Source organism: Georgenia ruanii, assembly GCF_009193175.1.
Classification (GTDB): Bacteria; Actinomycetota; Actinomycetes; order Actinomycetales; family Actinomycetaceae; genus Georgenia; species Georgenia ruanii.
In genome coordinates this window covers 100,588-118,917 of sequence record NZ_VUKE01000002.1, presented here as the reverse complement: position 1 = coordinate 118,917, position 18,330 = coordinate 100,588, and the positions used below count along the sequence as shown (strand labels likewise).

Below are 18,330 nucleotides of genomic sequence, written 5' to 3'. Positions count from 1 at the left end.
GTCGAGAGGCGCCGCGCCGCGTCCGCTCTAGGCTTCTGACCCGTGCCGCCCCATCGGGCATCGACGGCCGGGCACACCGTCTCGGTCGGGCTCTCCTTCCTCGTCGTCGTCCTGATCACGACGTTCGCCGCGTCTCCTGCCGCGAGCGGACTCGGTGCCCGCTCAGGTTCGCGTCAGGAGAGCGCGCCGGCCCAGCAGCAATCGATGCGACTCTTCCTCTCCCCGCATCCCGACGACGAGATGGAGGCGTGGGCGGCGCTGGGTCAGGAGGACGCCTACACCGTCTTCGTGACGCTCACCCACGGCGAGGCGTCGGGCTACTGCGAGCCCGCCGCGGCACGCCGGAACCTGCAGCAGGACCTCGGCGAACGCCCGCCCCACCCGATGCCCGCGGGCCGCTACTCCCCCGCGTGTGCCGCAGCCCGCATCGACTCCTGGGTCGCCTTCCTGAACCTGGCCGCGAAGGTGACGCCGGCGGCGGACACCGGCCCGGTGACCGGCACCGTGCTCACGCTCGGACCGGTCGCGGGTGTGCCCCAGCCGCAGAACCCGCACGCCCCCCTCGGCGCCACCAAGGCGCAGGCCTGGATCGGGCCGGACGGCGCCCGGCTCGCCCTGGACCTCGGCGACGGCAACCTGACCCAGGACGAGGTGCGGTGGGCGGTGCGGGCGGTGCTGGCCCTGCGGGGCGGTCCGCTGCCCGACCTTCCGCTGTCCACGGTGCTGGCGGCCAGCTACGTCAACGGGCCCGACGGCGACCCCCGCGCCCTGCCGGACAAGCACCCGGACCACGTCGCCGTGAGAGACGCCCTCCCCAGCCTCGCCAGGCTCGCCGACGAGGGCGCCTGGGGGGTCACCCAGCCGTTCGACGACAGCGCAACCGACACCTTCACCCTCAGCGAGGACGACTACGCGGGGCTGATGGGCCTGCAAGGAAGTGGCAGCAACCCGTCCTCCTGGCGCCGGGTGGGCGCCCAGCAGGTGGCCTTCGGGTGGCTCGCCGCGCCGGACAACTACTGGCGCACGGGCGACCTGCCACTGGCCGCGAACCACGTGCTCTTCCCTCGGCAGCAGGCTTTCCGTCACATCACCTGACCGAGGAGCCGGACGAGATCACCCTGCGTCACCCGCAGGGTGATTACAGGAATATCGGGTCTCATTCACCCGATTGGCGGTGAGGCACCGTCGATACGTTCCGCCTGTCACCAATCTGCGGAAACAGGAAATGCCGCGCGAGGACGGCGGCGGAAGGCGGTCGGGTTGCGTCGAACATGGAGAGCATTGAGCACGCTCGCTGCGGCTGGCGCGCTCGTGCTGCCACTGGGAGTGAGCGCCGGCGCGACGACGATCAGCGGCGAGAAGCCAACGCCGTCACCAATCGAGCGGATCGGAACGTTGCGAGCGACGGCTGACTCCGTCACGTTGGGTTGGATCACACCGCCTCCTGTCCAGGGCGCTGAGGTAATCGACTACCTCATCGATTACCGAGAGGTTCCACCAGCAGGCGCCCCCCGCACCTGGATCCACACCGATGACGGCGTGTCGACGGCGCGGACCGTGACGGTTTCCGGACTTAAGGAGCAGAGCGAATACGAGTTTCGCATTGTCGCTGCGTCTGCCGACGCGCACAGCGCACCCACGCTGTTGCGGCAAGCAACGGGCAGCAAGACGCCCGGCATCCCGGCCAATGTCGTCGTCTCCAACATCACCACCGACGGAACTGCCACGGCCTCGTGGGAGCCCTCCAACAATGGAGATGTACCGGCCGATTACTACACTGTCGAGTGGCGTGAGGTTGCCGAGGATAGGAAGCCGACGTGGGGATGGCTCGGTCAAACCACGTTGGAGCCCGAAGCCACGCTTGCAGGACTGGAGCCTGGGCGCGGGTACGAGCTCAGGGTCAGCGGGATGTCGTACGCCATTGGGCGTCCGGGGCCGTCGAGCCGTCCTGTTCCCTTCGGATCGGCGACATCGGCGAACTCCATGACACCGCTGCCGGTCTCGGCTGTCGGGGCCTACGCCCTGGGCCAGACGGAGGCTCTGGTGATGTGGCTGCCGCCGTACTCCGGCTGGGCAGATTTCCCGCCGAGGCCCACGGGGGTGCCGACAGGTTATCGGCTGGAGTACCGGGAGTTTGGGTCGGAGGACTGGGTGGTGTCACCTGACACGACGGCCTGGGAGTCGCGCCTTACGGGCCTGCGGCCCGGTACGTCGTATGAGGCTCGCGTCACGGCATACAACGAGGACGGTCTTGGCGAGGCGAGCTATGGGGCGTGGTTCTCCACGGAACCGGCCGCTGAGCCGGAGCCCGCGACGCCAGAACCAGTCACCGGGGTGCGCATCCGCGATGTCACCGCCGGGCATGCGACAGCGTCCTGGGACAGTCTCAAGGCGATCAACGGCGTCCCGGTCGTCGAGTATCGGGTGCAGCTGCGCGAGCGAGACAATCCCGACGGCGAATGGTGGTACTTGGCAGGCGTCGCCACCCCGCCACAGACCTCGCTTGAGCTCGATCTCCTCGGCGGCCGGGATTACCAGCTGCGCGTCGTGGCCGTCACGTCCGAATGGGTCCAGTCCACCCCCAGCGAGGTGGTGGAGTTCCACACGCCCGCTCCGGCCCTGACGGCGCCCCGTGACTTCACGCTGCTCATGAAGAACGACACGGCCGCACTCTTCGCCTGGAACGAGGCACCTGAGGTCGAGGGAACGTACAGGGGTGGGTATCAGCTTGAGTACCGGCCGGAGGGCGTCGCCGAGTGGTCGATCCGCTACACCGCCACCTCCGAGACCTCCTACGCCATTGCCGGTTTGCAGCCGGGCGTGCGCTACACGGCGCGGCTGCGCGCCGTGTTTACACACGGGCCTGGGCCCGCCGCGTCAGAGATCACCTTCACCACCGCTGGCTCAGGGGACGTGGTCATGCCGGTTCCCGGGGGCGGCACACCTCCCGCGCCGCCCGCCCCAGGCCCAGCCCCGACCCCGGCCCCTCCGTCGACGAGCCCGGCCCCGTCCGCGGGCGACATCACCCGCGCCGGCGGCATCGACCGGTACGACACGGCCGCACGCGTCTCCGCCGCAACCTTCAAGCCTGGCGTGAAGGTGGCCTACGTGACCACCGGCACCGGCTACGCCGACGCGCTCGCCGGCGCCCCCGCGGCAGCCTTCGACGGAGGTCCGGTGCTCCTCGTACGGCCGAGCACGATCCCGAGCTCGATCATGGCGGAGCTGGCGCGCCTGAAGCCGGAGCGCATCGTCGTCCTCGGCGGTGAGCACGCTGTGTCCGCGGAGGTGCTCGAGGCCCTCGGGGCGTATGGCCGGGTGAGCCGGCAGGGCGGCGCGGACCGGTACGAGACCTCGGCCGTGGTGTCCTCCCAAACGTTTGCCCCGGGCGTTCCTGTCGCCTATGTCGCCACCGGCAACGACTACGCCGACGCGCTCTCCGGAGCGGCAGCAGCGGGCGGCGCGGGGCCGGTCCTGCTCACGCGAGGCCACGCTCTGCCGTCGGCCGTGGCGGACGAGCTCGAGCGGCTCAGGCCGGCGCGCATCGTCGTCCTCGGCGGCGAGGCGGCGGTGTCCAGAGAGGTCGTCGATGCTCTCGGCCGGTACACCCGAGGTGAGGTGACGCGCCAGGGCGGCGCCGACCGGTACGCCACGTCCGCGAAGATCTCCGCGGCGACGTTCACGCCCCGCGTCCCGGTCGCCTACGTCGCCACGGGGACCACCTACGCCGATGCCCTCACCGCGGCGGCCGCCGCTGGCGGACGTGGTCCGGTCCTCCTCGTCCGCCCGGGCGAGGCGCCGGCCTCTGTGCTCAGCGAGCTCAAGCGGCTCCAGCCTGGGCGGATCGTGGTGCTCGGGGGCGAGGTGGCCATCTCGGAGGCTCTCGTCAACGCCCTCGGCGCGTTCGTGAGGTAACGGTGCGCGGATGGGGTCCCTGCCCGGAGGTAGGGGCACCATCGTCGGCCATAGACCAGTGGGTCGACGAGGAACGCCGCGGTGCACAGACGGGCAGGCGCGGCCCGGACAGACGGCGACCCGTATGGTCGAGCCGTGACCGAGCCCGCTGTCCTGCACTTCAACGACTGCGCCAACGTGGGTGCCAACCTCGTGCGTGCCGCCCAGGCGCGCGGCTGGGGTTGGGAGTACATGTCGCCCGAGCGGGTGCGCCCCAGTGTGTCTCCCGAGCGGCTCCAGGGCCTGGGAAGGGCCCGCTACGCGCCATATCTCGTCCGTCGCCGCCGGGCCCTGCAGCGGGCGGACGTGGTGCACGTCCACTACGCCACCTCGGCCCGTCTGCTGCGTGAGCGGTTCATGCCGCCGCGCCCGTACTTCCTTCACCTGCACGGCACGGACATCCGCACGCAGTGGCTCGATCTCGCGTACCACGAGGAGATTCGCCGGGCCGCCGGCGAGGCTGTGGGCGTCTTCTACACCACGCCCGACAACCGTGAGCACGCCGAGCAGGCCCGCGCGGACGCGGAGTACATGCCGGTGTTCGTCAACTTCGACGAGCTTCCCGCCTGGCAACCGTCCGAGCGGCCGCGGGTGGTCTTCGTCTCCCGCTGGGAAGAGGTCAAGGGGCTCGCCGACCAGCTGGCTCTCGCCGAGCAGCTCGCCCACGCGCTCGGCCCGGCGGTCGAGCTGGTCGGCCTGGACTGGGGTCCTGGGGCCCCAGCGGCGAGCGCGGCCGGCGTCCGGCTCGTCCCCCGGCTGCCGCATCGGGAGTACCTCAGCCTGCTCGCCTCGGCGCATCTGGCGATCGGGCAGGCGACGGCGATCCTCAGCGTCAGCGAGCTCGAGGCCATGGCGATCGGCGTGCCTCTTGCGGCGCCAGGCGCGCATCACCCGGGACCCGAGGGCACCAAGGTGCCCATCCTCACCGGCAGCGTCGACGACACCGTCGATCAGGCGGTCGGCGCCCTCAGTGATCCACTGGCCGCGTCACGTTCCCTCGCGGGTGGGCCGTGGGTTCGCGAACATCACGACGCGGCGCGTCAGGTCCCCACCCTGCAAGAGCGGTACCGCAGCGCGGCGAACTGAGCGGTGTCCGACCGTCCCTCGGCAGGCGGCCGAAGTATGAGCCACCGGCACCTCGGGGGAACGAAGCGGGGCCCCTGCCCGAAGGCAGGAGCCCCGCTCACCCGCAGTGTCAGCCGCGGAGGTGGGTCACTTCGCGTCGGCCGCGGCCGGCGCCTCGGCGGTGACGGTCACCGGGAACGCGTCGGGCGCACCAGTGAGCTTGGCGGAGATCGTGTAGCTACCCGCAGCGATCGGTGCATTCGCGGTGTCGGTCACCGGGAAGGAGAAGACGCCGCTGGCGTTCGCCGTCACGGTGGCGTTCTTGGTCCACCCGACATTGGCGCCCGCGATGGTCACAGACGCGCCCGGGGTCGCCTTGCCGGTGATCGCCTTGGTCGCAGCCTCGGCCTTGACGGTCGCGGCGTCCGCGGACAGCACGACCGGGGCCTGGACCTCGATCGCCGCCACCGCGCCGTTGGACTGCGTGGAGGTGAGGATGAGCCACTCGCCGCCGGCAGCGGCGCCCGCGAACGTCACCGTGGTGGTGCCGTCGGAGTCGGCCTGGCGGCTCGCGACGACCTTGCCGTCCTTGGTGGCGATGCTCAGCTGAGCGTTGTTCGCCGAGGTCACCTCGATGGTGCGCGCGTTGTCGGCGGTCGACGCCGTGAACGCGGCGGTGGGCACGGTGATCGCGGTCAGGGTCGCCTTGACGGCGTCGCCGACGCCCTTGGTGACGGCGCCCTCGTCACCGAAGATGGTGACGTCCGCGGCGTTGTTGGCGGTCAGGTACACGGTGGTGAACGGCGAGGTGCTGGCCTTCGGGGTGAGCAGCACCGGGGCGTCGTTCTTGGCGGCCCAGGCGCCGGCGACGACGGCGTCGGGGAAGTTCTGGCCGCTCGCGAGCGCGGCCGTGTCGCGGCCGGTGAACTCGTTGTCGGCGACGAGCTTGGCGGTCTCGTAGCGGTCGAGGCCGACGCGCTTCGTCTTGGCCTTGGCGCCGGCGGCGGCAGCGGCCTGGCCACCGACGGCGACGACGTTCGCGGCCGCGGGGGCGTTGTTGTTGAAGTAGTCCTGCGTGAAGAACTCCAGGCCATTGCCCTTGGTGAGCAGCACGACGCCGTCGTTCTGGGCGGCGGCCGCGCCGGCGGCGAGGGCGTCGGCGAAGTCGTCGCCGCGGGCGAGGTAGACCTTGGGCGCGCTGACCGCGTTGAAGTCCGCCAGGGTGGCGGCGCCGACCTTGCCGGACTTGATGACGTTGGCGATCTTGGTGGCGGTCTCGTAGCGGTCGACGCCACCGGCACGGAACACGTTCTCGGTGCCGACGGCGGAGACGAGGTCCTTCTCCGCGGCGGCGGAGACGACGCCCTCGCTGCCGGCGATGATCACGCGCAGCGTGGTGTTGCCGTTTTCGGCGTTGAGGCGCTTGACCTCGTCCAGCACGCGGCTGTCCAGGCCCTTGCCGGGCTGGGTGAGCAGGATCGGGGCGTTAGAGGCAGCCTCGGCGAGAGGGGTCGACGCGAGGGCGTCGGCGTAGTCGTCGTAGCGGGCCACGACGACGTACTTGACGGCCGAGTCGTTGGCGTCGGTGTCGGGGTACATGTCCTTCGACGTCGCGATGGCGGTGTCGATGCGGTCGAGACCGCCGAGGCGGTCGACCTTGTCGGCGGCCGAAGCGCCGCTGGCGCCGGCGAGGACGACCGCGAGCGCGGCGGTGACGGCGAGAGAGCCGCGACGGGTGAGCTTACCCATGGTGTATGACCTCCAAGGTCACGAACGTGTGCAACTGGTCCCCCCTGCCCCAGGACGGTCGCGCCGTTGCCTGCGCTACCGTCCCGATTCCGTCTCGATTGGCGACTTCGGGGCGGGTCAAGAGCACGCTACCTCGCCGGACCAACACTGTCCCTTTTTGCTTCCGGTCGCTTTCGCTCCACTTTCGTTGCGCCTTGCGCACATCTTGAGCACGGCGCCGTGACCTGTGGTGACGCGACCATCCAAGTTCGAACTGTGTGGGACCTCACGCGTCCGGAGAGGATCAGACGACCCCTGCGGGCGCCGGCCGGGAGGCCCGTCGGTCCCAGTCCCGCGCCACCCACAGCGCCAGGCCGATGAAGACCACCAGCAGCGCGGCCATCTCGAGGGAGATCAACAGGACCACCCGCTCGAGGCTGGCGTCCACCAGCAGGAGCGTCAACAGCGGCGCCGCCATATACGCCACGGAGAACACCAGCGAGACGGCTTGGCGCTCGACCACGAGGAACACCGTGGACAGCGGCGAGGTGATGAAGTTCAGGTACAGCCAGGGCACGAGTAGCTCCGCCAGCCGTCCGGCCACCCGCCACTGCTCACCAAACACGAACCCGAAGGCCGGCTCGGCCACGAAGAACAGCGCGGCGAAGGGCACCACCCCGAAGGCCGCCGACCGCGTCACGCACCACACGGTGAGGGTCCCCATGCCGCCGCGCTCTGTGGTGGCGAACTTCTGGTAGTAGATCTGCGACAGCGCGCCGTTCACCAGCGTCAGCGGCGCCTGGACGGTGCGCCAGGCCAGGGAGAACTGCCCCAGCAAGGCGTTCCCGAACACCCGGCCGATGAGGATGTTGATGCCGTTGAGGCGGAATGCATCGATCAGCGCGGTGGGACCGTTGAGCACCGGCATCCGCCAGTACTTGCGGGCCAGCCCGGTCGTCTCCGCCCGCGTCCCCCTCCTTGGCTCGCCCGGCTCGGGGCGCGAGCGCCGGGCGAGCAGGGCCAGCCCGATGATCTGCCCGACGAACGTGCCGCCGATCAGCCCGGGTGTGCCGGCCCGGGCGAACCCGGCGGCGAGTTGCGTGCCGGAGGTGCCCGCGGACTGCAGCAGCCGGCTGCCGCTCATGGTCGCGTAGCTCTTCCGCCGGTTGAGCCAGCTGATGTAGATCTGCGTCTGGCCCAGGATCCAGATGTTCAGCCCCGCCACGTACAGCCACGGCGCCAGCCCCGGTGCCCCGAGCCACTCGGCCACGTGCCCGCCCAGCGCGACCATCAGCACGGTGACGACCGCCGCGGTCGCCGTCACCAGCCGCGACGCCAGCCGCATGAGCGCCCGGGCCTCGGCGTCGGTGCGCGGCAGCACGATGGCGACGTCGTAGCGCCACGCGGCGATCGTCACGACGGCCGTGATGACGGAGGTGTACAGCGCCAGCACGCCGTAGTCGGCGGGGCTGTAAAGGCGGGTGAGCACCACCGACGCCGCGATCGGGATGGCCTGCGCGATCGCCGAGCCCGAGAGCAGGGTGAGGAAGTGGCGCACGAACTCGTGCTCGCTCACGTACCTTCGCAGCCTGCTCATCGCCGTCGATCCTGGCACGGGCACGCCGCCCGGCCCGCATCCGCGGCCGTGTCGCCCACCACTCCCTGCCCGTCCGATACCGTGGCGGCCCGTGACCGCACCCGACAGGACGACGACGTCCGCTCGCCACCGCGCCGTCGGCGCCGCATCCGAGCCCGACGGGAGGCCGGGGCGCGTCACCGCCCTGGACTGGGCCCGCGGGCTGCTCCTGATCGCCTCAGTGTGCAGCGAGGCGGTGCTCTCCCCGCGCCCGGCGCAGCTGCAGCACCCGGCGTGGTCAGGGATGACCGCCTACGACCTCATCTTCCCCCTGTTCGTCACCCTCTCCGGCTGCGGGCTGGCGTTCGCCTACAAGAACCAAGTGCCCGCCCGCACCACCGCCCGCCGGGTGGTGGTGCTCCTGCTCGCCGGGCTGGCGTACAACGCCGTGACGACGGCGGAGCTGACGTGGGCGACCTTCCGCGTCACCGGGCCGCTCCAGGTCTACGCCGTGCTGGTGCTCGTCATCGCAAGCCTGCACCACGTCGTCCGCACTGCCCGCGCCTGGGCGCTCACCACGCTGGTCGCCTCCGGCGCGCTGGCCGCGGCGCTGGCCCGGGCGGCGGCCGGCTGCCCCGGCGGGGCCCTGACGCCGGAGTGCAACCCGTCCGGCGCGATCGACGGCCCGCTGCTCGGCGCCCACATGTACGCGGCGGGCGTGCTGGGTCACGACCCCGAGGGGCTCGTGGCCATCTGCGGGACGTTCGTCACCGCCGCCGCCGGGGTGACGGCGGGCCATCTGGCGGTGCGCTACCGCCGGTCGCGCCTGGCCCCGGTGTGGCTGGGCGGGTGGGCGGTGGTGGTGGGCGGCGCCGGGGCGGTGCTCACCGAGTGGGTCGAGCCGATGAAGCGGCTGTGGACGCCCAGTTTCGGCCTCATGACTGCGGCCTTGGGCGTGGCGATCCTCGCCATCGGGTACCTCCTGCACGACATTCCCACCCGCGCTGGCTGGGCGGCAGTCCGCGCGCGGCTCGGGGTGCCCCTCATTGCGCTGGGCCGCAACAGCCTGCTGGTGTACTTCGGCTCCCACGTGGCGCACTCGCTGCTGCTGCGCACCGGCGAGCCTCCGCTCGCCGAGCGGATCGCCCAGGCCGTGGCCCTGGACGCCGACCCCCGACTGGAGTTCGTGCTTGTCTCGCTGGCGGCGTGGTGGCTGCTGGCGCTCGTACTGCACTGGCGGCGCATCTACGTCCACGCCTGAACGGCGACGCTCGCCTCGCGGTCGCGCCGGTTAGCGGGCGCGGGCGGCGAGCGCGTCGACGGCGTCCGCCCAGCCCTGCACCTGCCGCTCGGCGGAGTACTCCTCGGCGACGGCGTGCGAGGCGTGCTTCCACCGGGCCACGTTGGCGGGGTCGAGCTCGTCGATCGCCCGGGTCAGGTCGGCGGCGGTGAAGCCGTCGGTGACGGCGCCCAGGCCGTGCCGGCGCACCAGCCCGGCCATCTCCGGCGAGGGGCCGACGATGAGGCCCAGGCGGGCCTGGACGTAGTCGAAGAACTTGTTGGGCAGCGTCCACAGGTAGTTGAACGTCACCGGGGGCAGCACGAACACGCCGACGTCGTGCGCGGCGAGCGTGCGGGGCAGGTCGGCCGGCGGCACTGGGTCGTGGATGGTGATCGCCGGGTTGCCCGCGACCCGGGCGCGCAGCTCCTCGAGGTAGGCGGCGTCGTTGGGCACAAGGTAGAGGTCCAGCGTCACGGGCCGGGAGGCCGCCTCGACGGCATCGACCATCAGGCCGAGCGCGCGGTTGCGCTGGGCGTTGCCCGAGTGCACGAGCCGGATCGGGTCCGCCACCCGGGCGGGCGCGAGCGGTGCGAGGGGCGCGGCGTTGACCACCACAGAGGCGTGGATGCCGAACTCCCGGTCGTACTCCGTGGCCAGCCCCTCCCCCACCGTGCTCACCGAGTCCACCCGGGTGAGGAACGTGCGGCACTGCCACCGCACGTAGGGGGCCACGAACCAGCGCCACCGCCACAGGTGCTCGTTCTCCCGGGGGGCGTACTCGTGCATGTCGGCGTGCACGCCGCCCCGCGGGTGCAGCGAGAGCGCCAGGGGGACGGTGTCGATGTCGTCGGCGAGGACGACGTCGAAGTGCTCACGGGGCAGAGCGTCCCGGAGGTGGCGCACGACGGCGTTGCTCCGGTAGACCGCGGCGTAGCGGCGCTGGATGAGCAGGCTCCGGCTCTTGTGCCAGTAGATCAGCTCGTCGGGGATCTGCACGTGGTGGTCCGCGCCGTCGGGCTTGGGCCCGTACCCGCAGGTGGTGACCTCGTAGCGGCCGGCCAAGAGTCGTACCTGGCGCAGCACCCGCGCGTCGCGATGAATTGGGGAGAAGGCGAGGATCAGCAGGCGGGGGCGGTCGGGCACCCCGGCATCCTCCCACGGTGCTGTCGTCGGTCAGCCCGCCTGCGGGGTGAGCCGGAGTGCACAGGCGTCATCTCAGCGCGCGCCGGATAGCCGTGGCCACGTCCCCGGAAACGGCGCCCGTGCCGCCGAAGAGGTGCACCTGCGTCGCGGTCTCGGCCGAGGACACCGACGCGAGGTAGTTGGCGGTGACCGCCGACAGCGAGGCCGCCCTCGTCAGTAGGAGGGGGCCGTCCTGGTTGGCGATGAAGCCGGCCGCCACCACCGCGTCGGCATAGTCCTCGCCGGAGGCGATGGCGACCGTGTGAGTGTCGGCGGCCGGGAACCACCCGGCGTACCGCGCCACGAGGGCGGCCGTCTCGTATCGATCGGCGCCAACGAGAGACGTGTAATTGCCGGAGGTGGCTCTCATGGCCGGGCCTCCCACGGTGTGAACCGGCCCCGTGATCCTGCCGCCCTCCTCGTCGACCATGAAGTTGAGCGTGTAACTGCGCTGCTTCGGGCCACCAAAGCCCGTGTGGTCGTCGAACTGGTCGCCGCGGGTGAGGAGCACTACCCCGTTCGTCTGCGCGGCGGCCGCGCCCGCGGCGAGGGCGTCGGGATAGTCGAGGCCGGTAGCGAGGAACACCGGCGTGTTCCGGCGCTCATTCGCTTCGTCGATCGGCCACATGGTGTGCATGTCCCGCGGCTCGGTCGGGGCGGACTGTCCCCTTGACGTGATGGTCCACCGGGCCAACTGCGCGGCCGTGTCGTAGCGGTCGACGCCCGAGATCCGCACCACCGCCCCCTGGCCAGGGACGACCGCCTTGAGGCTCGCCTCTGCGGCCGTCGACACCGCGCCCGCCCCGCCGACGACGACCACATGGGCCGGGGCGAGCCGCTGAACCTCCGCCGCCACGCGGGGATCGAGGTCCGCGCCGCTGGGCGTGGTGAGGATCAGCGCGTCGAGTTCGTCGGCCAGCGGCACGGCCGTGAGCGTGTCGGCGAAGTCGTCCGAGCGGCTGAGGATGACGGTGCCGGTCCCCGGGGCGACCGGAGCGGGCTGCTGCGCCTGCGACGCCGCTATCGCGGTCCCGATCCGGTCCGTGCCGGCCACCCGGGTGACCGCGTCGGCCGTGGGCTGCGGAACGTCGTCGCTGCTCGCGCCGGCCGCGCTCCCGGCGACGAACAGCAAGGTCAGGGCTGTGGCGGCGGCAACCGAGCCGCGTCGGACGAAGCTGCGCACGTCAATCGACCTCCCAGGCGATGGAGGCCGACATTACAGCCGGCGCAGGTCCGTTGCGCGTTAGGTCCGCAGGCGCGTCATCGCGGACGCCGCCATGAACCGCACGGGCCCTTCGGCGGCGAGCAGTCCGCGCGGGTCACGGGTGATCAGAGTGGTCGGTCGGCCGTGACGGCGACGGGCCCGGGCTGCGGCGACGAGGTCGCTGGCCGGCACCTCGGGCGCGAGTGCAGCGTCAAGCACGCGCCGGTCGGCGATCGAGAGTACGCGTGCATAGCCGGGGGCGGCCGCGGCGAGGTGGATGACCACCCGTGTGAGATCCGCCCGTTCCTGCGGCGTCCACGAGGAGAGCTCCTGGCGGTGGTAGATCGCCCCGAAGAGATGGATGCGGGCCAGCTTGGCGGCGACCGCCCGCCGAGCCGGCAGCGGGTAGGCGGCGAACCACTCCTGGTCCAGCAGGTGGTGGACGAACGCGAGCTCGACGGCGATGGGGCGTGCCGCGTACGTCACGCGGTCCGCGGCGTCCTCGCCGATGACGTACGCCGGGCCGCGGCGGGCGACCGCCACTCGGGTCTCGAACCACAGTCGGGTCACGTAGGGCACGTCGTCCCCCACGGGCAGGCCTTCCACCAGCTCCGCGCCGAGCCGCCGCCGCGCGGCCGTGGCCACCAGCCCCAGCGGGGCGCTGCGGTAGCTGAGCCGGTCGGCCACCGGGTCGGCAAGCCCGCGCAGCCACGGCCGCGCGGGTGGGGTGGGAACGACGGCCCGGCCGGCACCACGCACAAGGCGGGAGACGACCGTCTCCGCCCCCGTCCGCCGCGCCAGCGCCACCCAGGACGCGACGGCGCCGGGTTCAAGAGTGTCGTCCGAGCCCATGATCGAGACGAACTCCCCGTCGGAGTCGCGCATGCCCGCGTTGAACGGGCCGGCGGCGCTGCGCAGCCCGTCGCGGTGCTCGAGGAACCGCACCCGCTCCCGGTGCCCCGCGGGCACCTTCGCCGCGATGACGTCGGCGCCGATGTTGTGGCACACCACCGTCAGCCGGACCGCGCCCGGCCGGCCGTCGAGCGCACCGTTGCCGTCGAGCACCGAGGCGACGGCGCGGGCAATCGGGCGGGTGGGGGTGTGGACGGCGATGACGACGTCGACGTCGGGCCGCTCAGCCATGGTCGCCCACCCGCCGTCCGCGCACCGCGAGCGCCTCGGCGTAGGCGCGCTCGTACCCGGCGGCCACCTGCGCGGCGGAGAAGCGGTCCCCGATGGTCGCTGCGATCGTCTCCGCCGCAAGGTCCTGGGTGGCGATGTCGACGCGCTGAATCGCGTCGGCGTACAGCGCCGGGTCCTGCCGTTCGACGAGCTCGCCTACGGCGCGGTCGATGTACTCGCCCTGCCCGCCGGTGGCGCCGACCACCACGGGCCGACCATGGACGAGCGCCTCGGCGGCGGAGACGCAGAAGTTGTCGGCCCGGGTGGGCAGGAAGAACAGGTCGGCCGCGGCGAGTGCGGCCGAGACGCCCGCGGTCGCCAGGTTGCCGGTGAGCGTGAGGTGGTCGGCGACGCCCAGGCGGTCGGCCTCGCCGAGGACCTCCGTCCGCAGCGGCCCCTCCCCCACCCAGGTCAGAGCCGCCTCCGTGCCGCGGCGGCGGAGCTCGGCCAGGGTGCGCACCGCGACGACCGGATCCTTGCGCTCGACCAGCCCGCCGACGCCGACCAGCCGCAGCACGCCGTCCCGGTGCCGGCGCGGCGGCACCGGGTGCAGCGGCGGGACGAGGCACGGCACGATCTCCAGCGGCCCGTTGCGGGAGCGGCGGATGGTGCGGCAAAGAAAGTCGCAGACCGCGGTGGTCACGTCCGGGCGGGCCTGCAGCCGGCTGAGCATCGGCAGCGCCAGCCGCCAGGCGGGCGGCAGCGTGGCGGGGTTGGTCAGGCCGGACCAGTGCTCGGTGTGTACCCATGGCCCCGCCGGGCGCCGCCAGGCGAAGGGCAGCAGGGTGGAGAACGCCATGGTGTGCACCACGTCGGCGCCGGCGAGCAGGGGGCGAAGCGCCCGGCCGGCCGCGGCGATGGCGTCCGGCCGGTTGGTGGCCATGGGGACGCGGCACACTCGCAGGCCCTCGTGCTCGAGCGCCCGGGTGCCGTCGTCCTGGTGGGGTGGGACGAGGTGGACGACGGCGACGTCGTGTCCTGCCGCGGCGACGGCCGCGACGTCCTTCGCCACGAAGGTGCCAGAGGATGGGGCGCGGGTGGTGGGGAACCAGGTGGTGACCGCAACGACCCGCATGTGGCTCATTGTGCCAGCCGCCGCCGAGCGCTCCTCGCAGGCGCCGTTAGAGTGCCGGACGTGAAGGTTCTCAGCGTCGTCGGCGCGCGCCCACAGTTCGTCAAGCTTGCCCCCATCGCACACGAGGCGACGACGCGCGGTGTCGAGCACGTCATCGTGCATACGGGCCAGCACTACGACCCAATGCTGTCGGACGTGTTCTTCCGCGACCTCCAGATCCCCGATCCGGACGTGCATCTGGGCGTCGGCAGCGGGAGCCACGGAGTGCAGACCGGCGCCATGCTCGCCGCGCTCGATGGCGTACTGGAGGCCCAACAACCCGACTGGGTGTTGGTCTACGGGGACACCAACTCCACCCTGGCCGCGGCACTATCCGCGGTGAAGCTGCACGTGCCGGTGGCCCACCTGGAGGCCGGGTTGCGCTCGTTTAACCGCGCTATGCCCGAGGAGATCAATCGGGTAATGGCCGACCACGCCGCCGACCTACTGCTGGCCCCCACCGAGATCGCCATGGGCCACCTTGCCGACGAGGGTTTGGCCGGGCGCAGCGCGCTGGTCGGAGACGTGATGACCGACGTGCTGCTGCAGGTACGCGACGCCGTCGCGGGCCGGCCGCCGGCGCTGCTCGCCGAGTTGGGCCTAGAGCAGGGCGCCTTCTCGCTCGCAACCATCCACCGTGCGGAGAACACCGACGACGACGACCGGCTCGCCGCGGTCCTCGACTCGCTGGCAATGGTCGACCACCCGGTGGTGCTGCTCACCCACCCGCGCCTGGTGGCCAAGGCCGAGGAGTCTGGGCTTACCCTCGAGCACGGCAACCTGCGCGCACGCTCGCCGCTGGCCTACCCCGACCTGGTAGCCGCAGCGCAGGCCAGCCGCGGCATCATCACCGATTCCGGTGGCCTCCAAAAGGAGGCATTCCTGCTTGGAGTGCCGTGCACCACTGTGCGGCCCGAGACAGAGTGGGTGGAAACGGTCGAGCTGGGCTGGAACGTTCTTGTCGAGCCGGGCGAGGCTCTAGTTGCGGCAGCCTCCCGATCTAGACCAATTGCGACACACGCCACCCCGTACGGCGACGGCCACGCGGCAACGCGGGTGATCGATTCCCTCAGCAACTGAGGGAGCGGTACCAACGGATCAGCGCGTTCAGTGATCGAAGGTCCTCGTCGGGGCAAGCCCTCGCTGGACCATCCGATCCAGCACGGAAGGAACACCTGCCGGCTACGCCCCAACGACCTCGTGATCGCTGACGAGACCTAATCCATCCAGCCCGGTGACCCCTGGCGGCGCATCCACCGCGCAGCGTCTCGTGCACACCCCAGCGTGTCAGCGATCGTGCCGATCGCCTCTCATTGGGACAGTTCTGCCGAGGCTGAAGGACCACGCACCCAGCCCACACACCTTAACCGAGTACCTCATAGCCGATTCAGACATTTGAGGCAACCTCCAAGGAGGAATCCCTCCATGGAACCCGGCGGTTCCCCAAGCCACCTACTCACGTAAGTGAAAGCGGCGACCAGGATGTGGTTCTGGGTGGGGGCGGTGAAATACCAGTTGACGTGGTCCACGGCCCCGTGCCCGTCCTTACCCGGATAGTGGAGCGGTGCGTGCCGGCCCCCATGACACGTATCGTTCTCGCGGCGCGCGCGCCGTCGACGGCGGAGTGCAGATTCCGGCGACGGTCGACGAGTAGGCCAGGAACGACGGGCCGGGTTCCAGTCATCGTTGCAACACGGACTGTGTTTGTGCGTCTAACAGCGCCTGGAACAACTCGGCGGGAGCGTGGTCGTCGAGCACGATCCGCGGCCGCTGGTTGAGTTCGTTCTCGACGGCCAGTAGGTGTTGGGGCGAGTGAAGGCTCAGGCCGGTGGCCTCGGGGAAGTAAGCGCGCAGCAGTCCGTTCGTGTTCTCGTTCGAGCCGCGCTGCCACGGTGAGTGGGAGCCTCGATCTCGACCGCCCAGAGGGTGCCGCTCACCTTATCGGCGGACAGGATGAAAACCTCAGGCGCCGACCGCACCGGAGAAGGCGGAGTCGGTGATGCCCTATGAGTCGGCGGCGGGCCTAACCACCGCCCTGCGGTCACACTTCAACTACGCACAGGGCCCTCCACCGAGGACGGTGGAGGGCCCTGCAGGATGCGGGATCACGCACTCAAAGCGGATCCGTCCTCTGTGGCGGGATCAGGCCGCCGGAACCACGATCACGGGAACGTTGACCGTAGCGGAGAGGTTGCCCTTGGCGTCAGCGGCGCGGAGCACCAGGTCACCGGCAGCGTGGTTGGCCGCCGGGGCGACACCCTTCAGGTCGAACTTGAAGGTGGTGTCCGTCGCGGCAACCGTCTTGCTGCCCAAGAAGGTGCCGTCCTTCTTGTAGACGTTCACCTTGGCGGTGCCAGCGGCGATCGTGCCGTTGACCTGGCTCGTGACCGTGCCATCAACTGCGAGGGCCGAGGGAGCGGTCGGGGTCGTGTTGACAACCGCGTACACGGTCGAAGTCGTGTCTCCGTTCTTGACCGTCACAAGGAACTTAGCGCCCTCGTCGGCGTCGGTCAGCGTGGTGGGGTCGCTGTCACCGGCTTCCAGGGTCGTCGTGACGATGCCCTTCGAGTCCGTCACGCCCTTGAAGATGTCGACGAGACCGTTCGCGGTCTGCACCGTAACGCTGGACGCCGGCAGCGCGGTCACGGTCAGGACTTGCTCATCACCGGAACCGGTGAGACCGAACTGCGCCTGAACCTTGAACTGACCGATCGCGTCGCTGATGCTCGTGGAGACGCTGTCGGCAACAACGCCCTTACCACCGAAGATCGTCGCGGTAACGTTCGCGGCGACCTTGTCCTTCAGGTAGGTAGCGGTGACCCCGGGCAGCTCATTCGCCCTCGTAAGAAGCAGCGGACCGTCGGCGCCAAGGTAAGCGCCTGCAACGATGGCGTCCGGGTAGTCGAGGCCGTTGGCCAGACCCACGACCGTCGGGCTCGGGAAGAACTTGCCCGCGACCTTAGTCGCGGTCTCGAACCGGTCAATGCCCACGAGCTTGTTGTCAGCCTTCACCTGGCCACCGACGGCGGCGGCGGCCGGGCCGCCCACGGCGTAGACGGTCTGCGAGGCGGTCACGTCGAGCAGGTAGTCACGCGTCTGGCTGCGGGTCTCAGTCTGACCAAGGACCGTCTCCGTGTAGGAGTCGAAGCCCGTGCCCCTGGAGAGCACAATCGCACCCTTAGCCTTGACTGCGGCGGGACCAGCGGCGAGGGCGTCAGCGAAGCCCAGGCCGTCGGCGACGAACACGGGAAGGTTCGGGCCGAACGGGTTCGGAGCCTCGATAGCCGCGTCGGAGTCCAGGTTACCGGTCTCAACTGCGGCAGCGATGTTGACGGCCGTCTCGTAGCGGTCGCTGCCCGCGATGCGCGAGACGCGGTACTCGCCGCCAGCGTCCTTGCCGAGCTCCAGCTTAAGGTCGGTCTCGGCCTGAGCCGAGATCGCACCCGTGCCACCGACGATGACGGCGTTAAGCGTGCCGCCCTTAAGTGCCTTCAGACGCTGGATCTCCTTAAGGACATCCTCCCGCAGGCCCTTGTCGTTCTCGTTGAGCAGGATGGGAGCTCCGCCAAGCACCTCAGCGAGCGGAGCGGCCGCCAGAGCGTCCGGGTAGTCGCTGGACCGAGCGATGATGACGTAGTTGGCGGCCTTGGCGGCGGTGTCAGCCTGCTTCGAAACGTCGATCGCGGTCCCGAAACGGTCTTCGCCGGACAGGCGGTCGATCGAGCCAGCAGCAGAAGCGCTGGTCGTGCCAGCGAGAACCACCGCAAGTGCGGCGGTCAGGGCGAGGGAGCCCCGGCGGGTAATCTTACCCATTTGTGTTGACCTCCTAAGGTCACGAGCTAGATGTACATCTGGTCCCCACAACCCGTGCCATTTGGCCAGAGCCACCTCGGGAACATTCCCTCGGCCGTGCTTCACCAACAACTCACATCGGTGGGTCACAGGTGACGGTAGGGGTTGTAGATGTGTTCGCGCAAGTCCGTTTCTCGGCGTGGCGTCCGGCTGTCGAGGTCCTTACGTCAATGCCGCCAGGCTGTGGTGCG

The 18,330-nt window shown here is 70.8% G+C and carries 12 protein-coding genes and 1 pseudogene; 5 read left to right on the top strand and 8 right to left on the bottom strand.

The window, feature by feature from the left end; genetic code table 11:
- Positions 1-42: 42 nt before the first annotated feature.
- The 3 genes from GD880_RS03575 to GD880_RS03565 all read left to right on the top strand — a co-directional run bounded on the left by GD880_RS03575 (position 43) and on the right by GD880_RS03565 (position 5,040).
- Complete coding sequence (locus tag GD880_RS03575; RefSeq protein WP_152230252.1) at positions 43-1,095, top strand: hypothetical protein; 1,053 nt, start codon at positions 43-45, stop codon at positions 1,093-1,095.
- A 186-nt stretch (positions 1,096-1,281) separates the two neighbouring features.
- On the top strand, positions 1,282-3,915 hold the full coding sequence (locus tag GD880_RS03570) for a fibronectin type III domain-containing protein (protein ID WP_193314343.1): 2,634 nt from the start codon (positions 1,282-1,284) through the stop codon (positions 3,913-3,915).
- A 135-nt stretch (positions 3,916-4,050) separates the two neighbouring features.
- The gene (locus tag GD880_RS03565) at positions 4,051-5,040 is read left to right on the top strand and encodes a glycosyltransferase (RefSeq protein ID WP_152230250.1); all 990 of its coding nucleotides are present in this window, start codon (positions 4,051-4,053) and stop codon (positions 5,038-5,040) included.
- Between the two features lie 126 nt (positions 5,041-5,166).
- Here GD880_RS03565 and GD880_RS03560 read toward each other — a convergent pair whose 3' ends face one another.
- Complete coding sequence (locus tag GD880_RS03560; RefSeq protein ID WP_152230249.1) at positions 5,167-6,768, bottom strand: cell wall-binding repeat-containing protein; 1,602 nt, start codon at positions 6,766-6,768, stop codon at positions 5,167-5,169.
- A 283-nt stretch (positions 6,769-7,051) separates the two neighbouring features.
- Positions 7,052-8,344 carry a lipopolysaccharide biosynthesis protein gene (locus GD880_RS03555; RefSeq protein ID WP_152230248.1) on the bottom strand — a complete coding sequence of 431 codons (1,293 nt, stop codon included), beginning with the start codon at positions 8,342-8,344 and terminating at the stop codon, positions 7,052-7,054.
- Positions 8,345-8,435: 91 nt separating this feature from the next.
- Between GD880_RS03555 and GD880_RS03550 the strand changes: the two genes are divergently transcribed.
- On the top strand, positions 8,436-9,584 hold the full coding sequence (locus tag GD880_RS03550) for a heparan-alpha-glucosaminide N-acetyltransferase domain-containing protein (protein ID WP_193314342.1): 1,149 nt from the start codon (positions 8,436-8,438) through the stop codon (positions 9,582-9,584).
- A 30-nt stretch (positions 9,585-9,614) separates the two neighbouring features.
- Here the strand turns inward: GD880_RS03550 and GD880_RS03545 are convergent, their stop codons facing one another.
- From GD880_RS03545 to GD880_RS03530, 4 genes are all read right to left on the bottom strand, one after another.
- A complete protein-coding gene (locus GD880_RS03545) occupies positions 9,615-10,748 on the bottom strand; it encodes a glycosyltransferase family protein (RefSeq protein ID WP_152230246.1) in 1,134 nt (377 codons plus the stop codon).
- A 67-nt stretch (positions 10,749-10,815) separates the two neighbouring features.
- Positions 10,816-11,970: a cell wall-binding repeat-containing protein gene (locus tag GD880_RS03540; protein ID WP_152230245.1), complete on the bottom strand. Its 1,155-nt coding sequence runs from the start codon at positions 11,968-11,970 to the stop codon at positions 10,816-10,818.
- 60 nt (positions 11,971-12,030) lie between these two features.
- A complete protein-coding gene (locus GD880_RS03535; protein WP_152230244.1) occupies positions 12,031-13,134 on the bottom strand; it encodes a glycosyltransferase family 2 protein in 1,104 nt (367 codons plus the stop codon).
- A complete protein-coding gene (locus GD880_RS03530) occupies positions 13,127-14,248 on the bottom strand; it encodes a glycosyltransferase family 4 protein (protein WP_152230243.1) in 1,122 nt (373 codons plus the stop codon). The genes GD880_RS03535 and GD880_RS03530 overlap by 8 nt, the downstream gene beginning before the upstream one ends.
- 60 nt (positions 14,249-14,308) lie before the next feature.
- Between GD880_RS03530 and wecB the strand changes: the two genes are divergently transcribed.
- Positions 14,309-15,367: a non-hydrolyzing UDP-N-acetylglucosamine 2-epimerase gene (gene wecB / locus GD880_RS03525; RefSeq protein ID WP_152230242.1), complete on the top strand. Its 1,059-nt coding sequence runs from the start codon at positions 14,309-14,311 to the stop codon at positions 15,365-15,367.
- Positions 15,368-15,967: 600 nt separating this feature from the next.
- Here wecB and GD880_RS20590 read toward each other — a convergent pair.
- Positions 15,968-16,183: pseudogene (locus GD880_RS20590) on the bottom strand (transposase); the annotation flags it as partial.
- Positions 16,184-16,429: 246 nt separating this feature from the next.
- Positions 16,430-18,100, bottom strand: a complete 1,671-nt coding sequence (locus tag GD880_RS03515; protein WP_152230241.1) for a cell wall-binding repeat-containing protein — start codon at positions 18,098-18,100, stop codon at positions 16,430-16,432.
- Positions 18,101-18,330: the final 230 nt, after the last annotated feature.

Excerpts from the sequence above, each read along its gene's own strand:
- GD880_RS03560 (WP_152230249.1), bottom strand. The coding sequence starts at position 6,768 with ATGGGTAAGCTCACCCGTCGCGGCTCTCTCGCCGTCACCGCCGCGCTC.
- GD880_RS03555 (WP_152230248.1), bottom strand. The coding sequence starts at position 8,344 with ATGAGCAGGCTGCGAAGGTACGTGAGCGAGCACGAGTTCGTGCGCCAC.
- GD880_RS03535 (WP_152230244.1), bottom strand. The coding sequence starts at position 13,134 with ATGGCTGAGCGGCCCGACGTCGACGTCGTCATCGCCGTCCACACCCCC.
- GD880_RS03530 (WP_152230243.1), bottom strand. The coding sequence starts at position 14,248 with ATGCGGGTCGTTGCGGTCACCACCTGGTTCCCCACCACCCGCGCCCCA.
- GD880_RS03515 (WP_152230241.1), bottom strand. The coding sequence starts at position 18,100 with ATGGGTAAGATTACCCGCCGGGGCTCCCTCGCCCTGACCGCCGCACTT.